13 protein-coding genes and 3 tRNA genes are annotated in these 12700 nt (G+C 48.3%); 9 read left to right on the forward strand and 7 right to left on the reverse strand.

The window, feature by feature from the left end:
* The first annotated feature begins 62 nt into the window (after positions 1 to 62).
* Positions 63 to 2024, forward strand: coding sequence for a CHASE3 domain-containing protein (locus LRP49_RS09670; protein ID WP_337992945.1), 1962 nt, complete (start codon positions 63 to 65; stop codon positions 2022 to 2024).
* A 56-nt stretch (positions 2025 to 2080) separates the two neighbouring features.
* Here the strand turns inward: LRP49_RS09670 and LRP49_RS09675 are convergent, their stop codons facing one another.
* Together LRP49_RS09675 and cueR are read right to left on the reverse strand one after the other, a co-directional pair.
* Entirely contained in the window at positions 2081 to 3262 is a 1182-nt protein-coding gene (locus LRP49_RS09675) for an alpha/beta hydrolase family protein (RefSeq protein WP_274141912.1), read from the reverse strand.
* Between the two features lie 138 nt (positions 3263 to 3400).
* Complete coding sequence (gene cueR, locus LRP49_RS09680) at positions 3401 to 3796, reverse strand: Cu(I)-responsive transcriptional regulator (protein WP_274141914.1); 396 nt, start codon at positions 3794 to 3796, stop codon at positions 3401 to 3403.
* 119 nt (positions 3797 to 3915) lie between these two features.
* Here cueR and LRP49_RS09685 point away from each other — a divergent pair, with 119 nt between their 5' ends.
* The 6 genes from LRP49_RS09685 (at position 3916) to LRP49_RS09710 (ending at position 9839) form a co-directional block, all read left to right on the forward strand.
* Complete coding sequence (locus LRP49_RS09685) at positions 3916 to 6657, forward strand: cation transporter (RefSeq protein WP_420791534.1); 2742 nt, start codon at positions 3916 to 3918, stop codon at positions 6655 to 6657.
* Entirely contained in the window at positions 6614 to 7048 is a 435-nt protein-coding gene (locus tag LRP49_RS09690; protein ID WP_274141915.1) for a hypothetical protein, read from the forward strand. Before LRP49_RS09685 ends, LRP49_RS09690 begins: the two co-directional genes overlap by 44 nt.
* Positions 7049 to 7058: 10 nt before the next feature.
* Positions 7059 to 7493 (forward strand): DUF411 domain-containing protein, encoded by a 435-nt coding sequence (locus LRP49_RS09695; protein WP_274141916.1) that lies wholly within the window; start codon positions 7059 to 7061, stop codon positions 7491 to 7493.
* Positions 7494 to 7548: 55 nt separating this feature from the next.
* On the forward strand, positions 7549 to 8412 hold the full coding sequence (locus tag LRP49_RS09700; RefSeq protein ID WP_274141917.1) for a TraB/GumN family protein: 864 nt from the start codon (positions 7549 to 7551) through the stop codon (positions 8410 to 8412).
* Between the two features lie 323 nt (positions 8413 to 8735).
* Positions 8736 to 9599, forward strand: a complete 864-nt coding sequence (locus LRP49_RS09705; RefSeq protein WP_274141918.1) for a TraB/GumN family protein — start codon at positions 8736 to 8738, stop codon at positions 9597 to 9599.
* A gap of 108 nt (positions 9600 to 9707) precedes the next feature.
* The gene (locus LRP49_RS09710) at positions 9708 to 9839 is read left to right on the forward strand and encodes a hypothetical protein (RefSeq protein WP_274141919.1); all 132 of its coding nucleotides are present in this window, start codon (positions 9708 to 9710) and stop codon (positions 9837 to 9839) included.
* A gap of 150 nt (positions 9840 to 9989) precedes the next feature.
* On the opposite strand, the gene LRP49_RS09715 is transcribed toward LRP49_RS09710, so the two are convergent.
* From LRP49_RS09715 to LRP49_RS09725, 3 genes are all read right to left on the reverse strand, one after another.
* Positions 9990 to 10066: transfer RNA gene (locus LRP49_RS09715), tRNA-Pro, on the reverse strand.
* Between the two features lie 48 nt (positions 10067 to 10114).
* Positions 10115 to 10191 (reverse strand) — tRNA-Pro (locus LRP49_RS09720).
* A 49-nt stretch (positions 10192 to 10240) separates the two neighbouring features.
* Positions 10241 to 10317: transfer RNA gene (locus tag LRP49_RS09725), tRNA-Pro, on the reverse strand.
* A 356-nt stretch (positions 10318 to 10673) separates the two neighbouring features.
* On the opposite strand from LRP49_RS09725, the gene LRP49_RS09730 reads away from it, so the two are divergent.
* Entirely contained in the window at positions 10674 to 10814 is a 141-nt protein-coding gene (locus tag LRP49_RS09730; protein ID WP_274141920.1) for a DUF3149 domain-containing protein, read from the forward strand.
* A 206-nt stretch (positions 10815 to 11020) separates the two neighbouring features.
* On the forward strand, positions 11021 to 11605 hold the full coding sequence (gene smrA, locus LRP49_RS09735) for a DNA endonuclease SmrA (protein ID WP_274141921.1): 585 nt from the start codon (positions 11021 to 11023) through the stop codon (positions 11603 to 11605).
* 62 nt (positions 11606 to 11667) lie between these two features.
* Here the strand turns inward: smrA and LRP49_RS09740 are convergent, their stop codons facing one another.
* Complete coding sequence (locus LRP49_RS09740) at positions 11668 to 12282, reverse strand: LysE family translocator (RefSeq protein WP_274141922.1); 615 nt, start codon at positions 12280 to 12282, stop codon at positions 11668 to 11670.
* A gap of 5 nt (positions 12283 to 12287) precedes the next feature.
* Complete coding sequence (locus LRP49_RS09745; protein ID WP_274141923.1) at positions 12288 to 12698, reverse strand: lysozyme inhibitor LprI family protein; 411 nt, start codon at positions 12696 to 12698, stop codon at positions 12288 to 12290.
* Positions 12699 to 12700 lie beyond the last annotated feature (2 nt).

A 12700-nucleotide genomic window follows, 5' to 3' on the forward strand; every position in this document is an offset into this window, starting at 1 on the left:
TTAAAGTTACTGAGCCTTAAATCAGCTTGATTAAACATGTTAGTCAGGGGGATGCCGTGTTAATGAACAAGCTAACCATCAAATCAAAACTACTAATCGGCAATATTATTACCGGCTTATTGCTTGCCTTGCTGTGCGGTATTGCCTGGAATGGCATCAACACCATGGACCGCACGGCCGACATGGTCAATCACACTCACAAAGTGATTAACTTCTCAAATGGATTAGTCAATGCCATGGTAGACAAAGAGACAGGTCTACGAGGCTTCGCCATCGGTGGCGAAGATGAGTATCTAGAGCCTTACTATGGCGGACTGAAAGCGTTCCAAGAAAGATTAGATGTCGTCACCAGCCTCACCAGTGACAACCCGGCCCAGCAAGCGCGTTTTGCTGACGTAGCAAAAGATGCTGCCGCTTGGGATGCCTATGCTGAAAGTGTCATCGCACTCCGAAAAAATATCCGCGAAGGGGACCGGTCCAATACTCAACTAAAAGAACTGATTGCTTCTGGTATTGGCAAACAAAAATTTGACGGACTAAGGGCGGAGATTGCGTCAGGGCAATTTGGCTTAGCCGGAGACAGACTTCTTGAAGCCATGGTCAATATGGAAACCGGATTACGTGGCTTCATGTTAAACCGCCAAGAGGCCTATTTAGAACCGTATATTGCAGGTAAGAAGACTGCCGAACGGATAATGCGGACAATAGAAGGCACGAAGCTGGCGCAAAATGCAGATGGCTGGATTAATGGCTACGCCGAAAAAGCCATCGCGACAGTCCGTGAAGCAAATAAGTTTTCAACCACAGCGGATTTATACGCCAAGTTAACTAAAAAAGAAGGCAAGGCTTACATGGACGGCCTTCGACAAAAGGTGGCTGACATAGTATCCATTGAGCATGGGCTGATGGAGCAGCGCTCTGCAGCCGCACACAATGCATCCATCCTTGCTTCAAACGTTATCATTTTCGGCGGCTTATTTACTATTGTTGTTGCAATCGCATTTGGATTGTTTGTCTCTAAATCCATCACGAAGCCAATCAGCAAGGTTGTGGCTGCTGCCCGTCAGCTCGCTACCGGAGATCTGACGTTTAAGCTCGAGAAGGGCGCAAACACTGAAGTCGGCCAATTGCAGAATGCGTTGCGAGATACTGCCGACAGCCTTAGCGGCATTATCAGTAGTATGGCTCAAGCGAGTGACCGACTGACCAATGCTTCCGCAGATCTCGGCAAGACGACCCACATCACCAGCGAAGGCGCGCAAAACCAATTGCAAATGACAGATCAAGTAGCTGTTGGCATGCAAGAAATGGCGAGTGTTGTTGGGGAAGTATCAAGTAATGCCGAAGCAGTAGCTCGACTCGCAGATGAAGCAAATGGTGAGGCGCAGTCTGGCTTGAAGGTGGTTAAAGACACCATACAGAGCATTCAAACGCTGGAAACAGAAGTCAAAAACACCGCAAGCCGCCTAAACGGACTCGCTCAAGAGACCGACAATATCGGTGGTATCCTTGATGTGATCTTGGGTATCGCAGACCAAACGAACCTGCTTGCACTTAACGCAGCAATAGAAGCGGCCCGAGCGGGTGAGCAAGGTCGTGGTTTTGCTGTTGTTGCGGATGAAGTACGGGGACTTGCTCAACGTACCCAAAACTCAACAACCGAGATCCAAAGCCTGATAGAAAGGCTTCAGCAAGGCACGCGAGAAGTCGTCACCAGCATGGAAAAAAGCAGTGCTATTGTGCAATCTAGCGTTGAAGATGCGAGTAAGTCAGGGGACGCATTCAATACCATTACCAAAGCCATTGGTGAAATTCAGCAGTTTAGTACGTTGAATGCGACAGCATGTGAAGAACAAAGCGCGACAACCAACGAGATAAACAAGAACGTACAAGAAGTCAGCTCGATTTCAAAAGAAAGCGCGGGCAGTGTAGAAACCACGGTAAGAGCAAGCAACGAACTCTCCCAGCTTTCTGACACACTGCAAAACATCGTCGGTCAGTTTAAGTTGAGGCACGTTTCTTAATTGACAACTTGTTTCTACGTAAAATAAACGCCGCCCTGTCTAGAGCGGCGTTTTTTTTAATAATGTTTGATTACCAAGCCATCCGCTTGAGCTGGCAATGCCGTTCCCTTGAAGTGATGGTCAAAGAACGCAAGTATTTGACGATTAGATGCCTGATGCATGAACTTAGGATCAATCTGCCCTGTCAGCCCCATGAAAGACACGCCTGGCAGATGATTAACGTCTGAAAAGTTCATGTGTGCAGCTCCTTTAAACAGCACTTCACAACTACCTTCAGAGGCCAACGAAGCAAGCAGTGCCTTGTTCACCCACGCCATACTCTCTTGCGCTGGCGGTGTGCTGGTGTCCCCATACAAGACACAAATCGGCGCGCTTTGCTCGCTCACAGAGCTTGGATAGATGAAACTGTCCATCGACATCGCCGCTTTAATTTTCGGGTTGTTAAAGGCCAAATGCGCAGCGACGCTGCCGCCAAAAGAGTGCCCAAGAGCACCAATTCGCTCTACGTCAAGCTGGTTTGAGAACGGTAATTCTGGATGAGTCGTCGACAATGAAGCTAGTGCATTCAACACCACCTCATTGTTGCTTGCCCATTGTTGGATGGTGGCTGGCATGGCTTTAAAAAGCCCTGCTTCCAGCGCAGAGGACGCAGCAACCCATTGTTCGAATGACTGACTGGCTCGCATTGCCTTCGATGTTGTATCACCAAGATCGACTGACTGAGCTATTTGGTCTTGCGTCAGTGGGTCACGTTGATAAACCAGCATGCCTTCAGCATTTTTACTCACCATGCTGTGCATTGGGTGGCTGAGCGACAACACGATATATCCCTGACTCGCCAGCTCTTCCATTTGCGTCAGGTTTTGAGTCGCAAATGATCCAAAGCCATGATTAAACAAAAGGACAGGGTGTTTACCCTCCGCCGCCTCAGCATCGATAACGGCATGAGAAGGGCGGGTATCTTCTAGCAATGCGGCGGGAATACCTTGTTGCTGAGCAAATGCTTCGGCGAGATATGTATCCATATAGGGGAAGGCGGTTCCTTCGCTTGAGCTGGCCGGATACCATGCTGTGATTGGCACCCAGGTGGCGCCGTCTTTGACTTCAAACTCACTGATGCCGACGGCATAGCTACCGGTCGGAACGGGTTTTTCGGGTGCTGGCATCAAGAAAAATACGCCAACCAACACAAGCACCAACGCCAAAATGGTACCACCAAGAATTTTCATCACTTTCATCGAAATATCCAGAATCTATCCTTTGAGACTGAATGCTCTCACGCCTTTGATGAAATGATTAATAGGCAAAAGTTTCCTTTTGTACTTATTCGATTAACTTCAAAATCCTAGGGCAATTGTTTCAGTGTTTCTCGTCGATCACTCTTCGCCTTTCGATAGAGCCTCAATGATTGGACAGCAAGCACTGTCATTCCCCGGGCAGGAGCTTGCCAAGGTTTTCAGCGATGTTTTCATTGCTTGAAGCTCTTTGATTTTCTCGTCGATCTCCGCGATTTTCTCCAACGCTTTTTGCTTTACATCAGCACTGCGTCGATTGGGATCTCGCGACATATCAAGCAGTTCTTGGCACTCATCCAAACTAAATCCCACCAAACGTGAACGCTTGATCATTTGGAGTTCACTGATATGGCGATCACTGTAGTCGCGGTAGCCGTTATCACTGCGGTTTGGCTCGCTGATCACCCCTTTCTGCTCGTAAAAACGAATTGTTTTGGTTGTAAGACCCGTCAGGCGCGCTACTTCATTTATTTTCATTATTCACTCCTGTCAAAAATGAACCTTGACCTTACAGTTAATGGAAGGTTTATGCTTCAGAATTATGAACAATAGTCTCGCCTGAACGCAAGTTGCAAATCGGGCATAAGGTAATGGTTATGGCACATCAAGACGTATCGACATCGCCGACTGCGACAGCAGAAATTGCACTTCGAACTTTGCCGCTGCAAGGTCTGAACTGTATGGGCTGTGCGCGAAAAGTGATTGCCGCAGTAGAACCTTTATCCGGCGTTACCACTGTAGACGCTACCCCAACGTCTTTGACCATTAATGCCGATGCACCTTTAGGTGAGATCGTCAATGCGGTTGAGTCTCTGGGTTATCACGTTGGTCAAACTGTCGCTGTGCCTTTAGCAGGACTCAGTTGTGGACGTTGCGTTGCCAAACTGACAGCGGCTTTTGAACAATCTCCCGATGTATTTCACGTCGAGGTAACCAAAACAGAAGCCAGCATCGCGGGCCTTCTGGATCGCGAGCAGATCACTGCCATCGTTGAGGCAACGGGTTATCAGGTTCCTGAAGAATCTGACTCTGAGCCAAGCGACCTTGTGGATGCGGTTCAGAGCGCGACCGCAGACAGTACGCCAGATGCAGCATCCGCGGCTTTAAGTAATACGCCAACCCAACAACTGATCCTGTCAGGCATGACCTGCGCAAGCTGTGTGTCTTCAGTAGAAAAAGCACTGAAAAACGTCGCTGGTGTTGAATCGGTCAGCGTGAACTTTGCAGAAAGAACCGCCTCGATTAACGGTGACGCAAGTGTAGAAACGCTTATAAATGCAGTTGAACAAGCGGGTTACGGCGCAGAAGTGAGCGAAGATGAAGCCACACGCCGTGAACGACAAGCGGTAATGCATGCAGAGCAATTTGCCGAACACAAACGCAATACTTGGCTAGCACTTGGCTTGGGTGCACCGCTGATGGCTTGGGGCTTGCTGGGTGGTTCCATGACCATCGAAAGCACAGCAAGCCAAATTGGCTGGGGCATTATCGCACTAGTCACACTGGCTTTGCTTTGTACTTCAGGTAAGCACTTTTTCGTCAATGCATACAAAGCTGCCTGCCACCACAGAGCGACAATGGATACCTTGGTGGCGTTGGGTACGGGTGCAGCTTGGCTCTACTCTGCGGCAGTCGTCATCATGCCTGCACTTTTCCCAGAGCAAGCCAGACATGTGTACTTCGAAGCATCAGCCATGATCATCGGCTTGGTAACGCTGGGGCATGCGCTGGAAGCCAGAGCACGCGCGTCAACATCCAAAGCACTGGATAGGCTTCTTGATCTTCAACCTCAAACTGCGTTGCTCATTGAAGATGGTAAAGAGCGCGAAGTATCTCTGGCTGATGTACAAGCTAGCATGCTGCTTCGCGTCAAACCGGGCGCAAAAATCCCAGTAGATGGCGTGGTAGAAAGCGGCGAAAGTTTTGTTGATGAATCAATGCTAACAGGCGAGCCTTTGGCAGTTCGAAAAATCCAAGGCGAAACACTCCATGCGGGCACAGTAAACCAAAACGGTACCCTAACTTTCAAAGCGACAGGCATCGGTAGCGATACCATGTTGTCTCGCATCATTCATTTGGTGAGACAAGCACAGAACAGTAAACCTGCGCTAGCACGCATGGCAGACACCGTCTCTGCGATCTTCGTACCAACCGTCATGATCATCGCGATCCTGACAGCACTTGGCTGGTACAACTTTGGTCCAGATCCAAAGCTGAGCTTTATGCTGGTGACGGCAACAACAGTGCTGATCATCGCGTGTCCTTGTGCCTTGGGCTTGGCAACCCCCATGTCGGTGACGACAGGTGTTGGTCGTGCCGCTGAACTGGGCGTGCTTATTCGCGATGCAGAATCACTTCAACACGCAGCAAAAGTCGATACCGTGGTGCTGGATAAAACCGGTACGCTCACCGAAGGTAAACCACAGGTGACCTCGGTTGTCGCCCTGCAAAGTGAGCAGAATGTGATTCTTCAAATTGCCGCAAGCCTTGAGCAAGGCTCTGAGCATCCACTGGCGAAAGCGGTATTGGATGCGGCGGATAAAGAATCGTTAGCTCTGTCTGTCATTGATAGTTTTGAAGGCATTCCGGGTAAAGGCCTGAAAGCCGACATCGATGGCAATACCTACTTGCTGGGTAATGCACGATTGATGCAAGAACAAGGCATTGATACCGAAGCCTCTGATAGCCAAGCACTGGAGCTTGCTAAACGTGGTGAGACAGCGGTTTACCTTGCCAGCAACCAAGTGCTCCTTGGCATTATCGGCATCAGTGACCCACTTCGTCATGACTCAGCAGCAGCGGTTGCTAGGCTTCAACGACTGGGATTTGACGTTGTCATGCTGACAGGTGATCACCCTGATACGGCAAAAGCCATTGCAGCACAAGCCGGAATTACCAACGTAATCGCTGGCGTGCTACCTGATGGAAAAGCCGATGTGGTAAGTAAACTTCAAGCACAGGGCAAACAAGTCGCCATGATTGGTGATGGCATTAACGATGCGCCTGCTCTTGCGAAAGCGGAAGTGGGTATCGCGATTGGTAGCGGCAGTGATGTCGCCATTGAAAGTGCTCAAATGACCCTAATGCGTCACTCCATTGATGCTGCAACAGATGGGTTACTGTTATCAAAAGCCACGCTTCGTAATATGAAAGAAAACTTGTTTGGAGCATTTATTTACAATTCTCTGGGTATTCCAATCGCAGCAGGTGTGCTATATCCCCTCACCGGCTCGTTATTGAGCCCAGTGGTCGCAGGTGCTGCGATGGCATTGTCATCTATCACAGTAGTGAGTAATGCCAACCGTCTGCGTTGGTTTAACCCAAGCAAGAGGAAGTAATCATGCTGGTAAATCTCATTGGGCTTGGTTTGATCGCACTGATCATCTGGTGGTTTTGGATTGCAGGAAAGACAGACAGCAAATGAACCGTGAAGCGAACAGCGCATTTTGCGTATCACGAAAACTGAAACTGACTGCTGATGTGTCTAACGATATGTTGAAAAAGCTATCTGCGATAAGCGGCGTTCAGTCGGTCACCAACGGAAAACGCAATCTGATGGTGACCTACGATGCGCGAGAGGTTTCTCTCGAACATATCGAGCGTGAGGTATCACTGCCTTACTCTCAATCACTGTGGCAAAGGCTGAGGCGCAGCCTTTACCAATTTGGTGACAAGAACTTAGCAGATGGCGCGAAACACGCGCCTCACTGCTGCAATAAAATACGTTGAGGAGACAACGATGAAAAAATTGCCTAAATTGGCCGCATTTTCACTGGCTATGCTGTCTGCAAGCACCATGGCTGCAACCGGAATCACTTATAAATCCCCTTACTGCGGTTGCTGTAAAGAATGGGTTAAACACATGGAAGACAACGGCTTCGAAATGGCGGTTGAAGACCATGTCAACATGAACCCAATCAAAATGAAGCTAGGCATCAAACCTCAATTGGCGTCGTGTCATACTACTGTGATTGATGGCTACCTGTTTGAAGGCCACATTCCGGCAAGCGATGTGAAGAAGTTCCTGGCTGAAAAACCTAAGCTGGCGGGCCTCGCTGTACCGGGTATGCCTGTAGGCTCTCCTGGTATGGAGTACGGAGATCAGAAAGATCGCTACAACGTGATCGGATTTTCAAAGAGTGGCATGACAATGGTCTATAACACTCACAACTAATCTGACGCCCCCCTATTAAGCCTTCATACTGGCTCGACCTTAGTATGGAGGCTTCATGATTACCCGCATTACCGTTTTACTCTGTGTTTTATTCCCCTCGACGCTTATTGCAGAACCGACCGTTTGGAAAGCCGTAAAAGCTGAACTCGAATACACCCTGATGGGTGGCGACCATTATGGTAAACCGCATTACTACCCGCTTCCCGACGTGCTAACTGATACCTTTGAAGCAACGGATGGAATCATTGTTGATTTGGACGTCATGACAGAGACTGAAGTCTCTGTGCCGAAGGGCACCCCATCTAAAGAATTTTTGAATCAACAAGAGCAAGATTTGCTCGAGAAATTCGCCCAAAAAGCAAAGATTGCCTACGTTGCGCTCCTGAACGCGCCGCCATGGCAAGCAGCCTATCAGTTGCAAATTACCCTTTCAAAGCAGATGGGATACAAAACCAAGCATGGCGTTACGCTTTATATGCTGATCAAAGCGTATCAGGAAAATGTGCCCGTTATCTCACTGAGCTCCAGCCAGCAGATGGCAGATAAGATCACATCCCTAAACCAAGAAGGGCTGCACTTGCTGCTCGATACCCTGAATAATTGGGATGATGACGTTCGACTTGGTGAATGCTTTGAAAAAGCGTGGCTGGCCGGTGATAGCGATACCATGACACAGATGGTGGACGATAGAATGTTGGACGCCAGAGAGGCTGACCACAAGTTCATCACCGACAGTAACTATAACTGGGCTGGCCAGCTAAGCGATCAGGACTTGTTCAGCAGTGGTCATTACACCGTCATCTTATCACCAAGTAACTTATATGGAACGTACGGTATTCTCGCCATGTTGAAAGAGAATGGGTTTGAAGTAACAGCACTCAATGAAGGCACGTTTGTAAATTGCTATACGCTGCAATGACATCTATCTAAGTGAGTGGGCTCAACCACTCACTACGACTTTGGTAACAATCATCGAAACAACAAACAGCAAGATAAACCAAACGTAAACAGACTTTCTCATTTTTACTTCCTTATTGATGCCCACAGGCACATGAATCACCGTCATTGTACCTCAGCCCAAAACAAAGCCAAAATAGCCTTCAAGTGCCTCAAGTCACAGTAAATAAGGTTTAAATAGGACTTTCCCTTCCCGTCATATGACTGTGGTCTCTAACGTTTATCACTTACCTGACGCACCGCGTTAAAGTCTGCATACTGTTATGCATCTTGTATGGAGGCTGTATGTTTATTCGCTATCTCGTTTTATTGACTCTTCTGGTTTCCTCTGGTGCTTTCGCTCAACCCACCGTTTGGAAAGCAGAAAAAGATGATCGCATTTATACGCTGATGGGAACTATCCACCTAGGGAAGCCGGACTATTATCCGCTGCCGGTGGCGATCACGTCTGCATTTGATGAAACAGATGGTCTCGTTGTAGAAGCCAATATTCTGAGCGATACCAATGTGTCACTCCCCAAAGGAAATCCCGCTAAAAACTATCTCAACAGCAACGAGCTAGACCTACTGTCGAGTATTGCCAAAAAAGCAGGACTGCCTGCTACCGCACTAATGAATATGACACCATGGCAAGCTGCCTTCGCCCTGCAGCAGTATCAGGCGCAGCAACTTGGTATGAAAACCGAACTCGGTATCGACGTTCATTTTCTATCGAAGGCGTTAAAGCTGGGCGTCCCCATCATCAGTCTTGAAACGGTACAGCAGCAATTAGATATGGTAGCCAACATGCGCAACGACGGATTGCCCCTTCTGCTTGATACAATCAACGAGTGGGATAATTCAGAAAAATTTTTATCTTGTCTAGAAAGTGCTTGGCTTGCCGGCGATAGTGCCACGATGACTAAATTGCTGAATGAATCCATGGAAGACGCTGAAGAAACGGAGCATGTGTTACTTACAGACAGGAACAAGAAGTGGGTCGATACATTAAGAAACCCTTACAAGTTTAAGCGAGGCAACTATACCGTCGTTGTGGGTGCACTTCATATGTATGGAGATCAGGGGCTTATTACGCTTCTGAAAGAAAAAGGCTTCCAAGTTACGGTATTAAACAAAGAGGGGCGTGTTGGATGCTTCGACAAACTGTAACTGATGATGCTCGACTGTTTTCGCTGCCTATTATCCGTCACGCATGACTCACAATCATTTTTCCCTATTCTAAAACGACGAAAGCCTGCTCATTGAGCAGGCTTTCTAATGGTGGTCGCTGAAGAGGGATTCGATCCGGGCGGCGTTCCGCACCCGACCCATCATGCGGCACGCATGACCGACAATCACTTTTCCCTATTCCAAAACGACGAAAGCCTGCTCATCGAGCAGGCCTTCTAATAGTGGTCGCTGAAGAGGGATTCGATCCGGGCGGCGTTCCAAATGGTTCGACACTTTGACCTAACCCTTCATGCAGCACGCATGACTCACAATCGCTTTTCCCTATTCCAAAACGACGAAAGCCTGCTCATTGAGCAGGCTTTCTAATGGTGGTCGGTGAAGAGGGATTCGAACCCCCGACCCTCTGGTCCCAAACCAGATGCGCTACCAAACTGCGCTATTCACCGAACTGCACAACACTTTCTGAAAACAGAGGTGGCTGTAAACCTAAATAGTGGTCGGTGAAGAGGGATTCGAACCCCCGACCCTCTGGTCCCAAACCAGATGCGCTACCAAACTGCGCTATTCACCGAACTGTACAACACTTTCTGAAAACAGAGGTGGCTGTAAACCAAAATTAGTGGTCGGTGAAGAGGGATTCGAACCCCCGACCCTCTGGTCCCAAACCAGATGCGCTACCAAACTGCGCTATTCACCGACTAAATTTGTTTTACTTGGTTTCGCTATTCAGAGGGCTTCCCTCTGGTCCGCTATTCCCAAGAGCCGAGATGCGCGACAAAACTACGCTATTCACCGACTAAATCCAACAACGCTGTACGCTGCGGAGGTGGCTAATAATACTCATCCTTGGCGCAGACTCAAGTGTTTTCTCGCCTTTTTTGCCTTCTGCGCGCCGTTCGCTCAAAGGTTCACCAACAAGGACGAAATGCGACCGCTCGCCCATGTTAACAGATGACGTGCTACTAACCCTCGATCCATTGATCTGGATCATCGTTGAAACTTTCACCAATTGGCAACCTATCCGTAACGTTTACAGACAAAGGAAGCACAAGCATGGACTTTTGGTTAGACCTACTATTCGGCAACGCAATTGGCCTCTCCTCAATGATCGTGATTTTTGTTGCCCTCGGCATGATCAGCTTTATGGGTGGTTTCTTTGTTTACAAAGCCATGACGTCGCCTGAAACCGACTAAATACTAAAAACAGTTTCTTTTCTCTATATTTGCTTACGCCAGCAGGGCTTTCTTGCTGGTTTTTTTATGCCTTAACCCTCTTCCCTTGTCAGTCTTTCTTATTACGCCTCATCTCTCAGCATGCTTCTCACGAAATTCAGGCTTCTTGGGTATCACGATTATTTCGTTATATACTTGGCCGATGCTTCACTAACCCCGTAAAGACCATGAACGGTAACAATGAGTTCGATTTATTTCGGGAAATGATGTCCGACGTTTCACCCATCAAACACGATACGGTGGACTGCGCGGCACAGTCTCACAAACCTACTGAGGCACAACTCGCTCGTCAACTTGCAGCGCAGACGCTTTCTGAAGGAGACCCAGAGTACCTCTCTCTGGACTATGCAAAAATGCTAAAACCGGATGACATCGTGGCGTTTAAACGCCCTGGTGTTCAAGATGGTGTTTTTCGAAAACTAAGACTTGGCAAGTATGAGGCGCATGCCCGTTTGGATCTCCACAAATTCACGCTAAAAGATGCGCGTGACGAGATCCTAAAGTTTCTAAAGCAATGCCAAAGAATGGATATTCGCACCGTAGTCATTGTCCACGGTAAAGGCGAACGTTCTAATCCTCCAGCCATGATGAAAAGTTATGTCTGCCAATGGCTAGAACAAATTACCGATGTGCAGTGCTTTCATTCAGCGCAAAGGCACCAAGGAGGAACAGGGGCTGTGTATGCGCTCTTGAAGAAAAGCCAAGAGAAGAAGCTGGAAACGCGTGAACGCCACCTCGCTCGCAGAGGTTAAGGCGTAAGACGTAGACGAAAAAGGCACTCATTGAGTGCCTTTTGCCTACTTGGCGTATTACCCTAAAGCGCAACGACAACCCGCGCTGCCAAGCCAATCAATACAACACCACATAATCTATCAATCAATACAGCGCGCTGCTTGAGCTTCTCTAGCATCCGGCTGGACGACAAAACCAACGCCACTATCGTGTACCACAGACCATCGATAATTATTGGGGTGAGCACAATGATTGAGCGGCTAGTAAAATCTGTGCCAATTGCTACAAACTGACTAAACAACGCGAGAAAGAACAGGGCCAGTTTTGGATTAAGAACCGAGATCATGGCACCATCTCTTGCAGCCTCAAGCAGAGAGGTTTTCTCTCCTTTCTCGAGCTTCGCGGCAACGCCTCCATTGGCGCGTATAGATTTAATGCCCAACCAAGCTAGATACGCCGCACCTGAGTATGCAATGCCTTTAAACACTGTCGGAGACTCTTGGAGAATAACGGCAAGTCCTAATAAGGTCAGCACAGCATAAAGCCCTACACCTAACGCATGTGCCCAAGCGGCAACGATTCCATGCAAACGCCCCCCCGCTAGACTATGCCTCACCATAACGACAAGGCTCGGCCCTGGCGACATTGCACCTAACATGCACACCAATACCAAGCTTAGCCAAACAGACACACTCACTACGCTTACTCCCTGCTTCCCATTAAGTGATTTAATCGCAAAATTTGTTCGTTAGTCACATCTATCATGCAGTTTAAGTAGGCCTGTCCGCTCCCCGAACCAGATGCAAATGTAGCTTCCACCAACTTGCACTGCTTCTCTCGCCACACAGGAAATTCTTCAAATGCTTTGTTTGCAGAAAGTTCTGCATGTCCTCGGGATGACACCTGATCAAGCTTTGACAGTGCCCCGGTTAACTTTGATTGCGCATCTTGCAACGCACTTTGTGCAACGCTTAAGTGATTATCGAGGCACGCGGTCACTTCCACATGAGTTTCATTGGATTTGTAACACTCCAACAAGGTGGAGTTTTCTGCACCTATGGAAGAAAAAGATGCCAATGCCGCTAATAAAGTGACGCGCCGCGATAGTCGCATGA

The organism is Enterovibrio qingdaonensis, from assembly GCF_028683135.1.
Classification (GTDB): domain Bacteria; phylum Pseudomonadota; class Gammaproteobacteria; order Enterobacterales; family Vibrionaceae; genus Enterovibrio; species Enterovibrio qingdaonensis.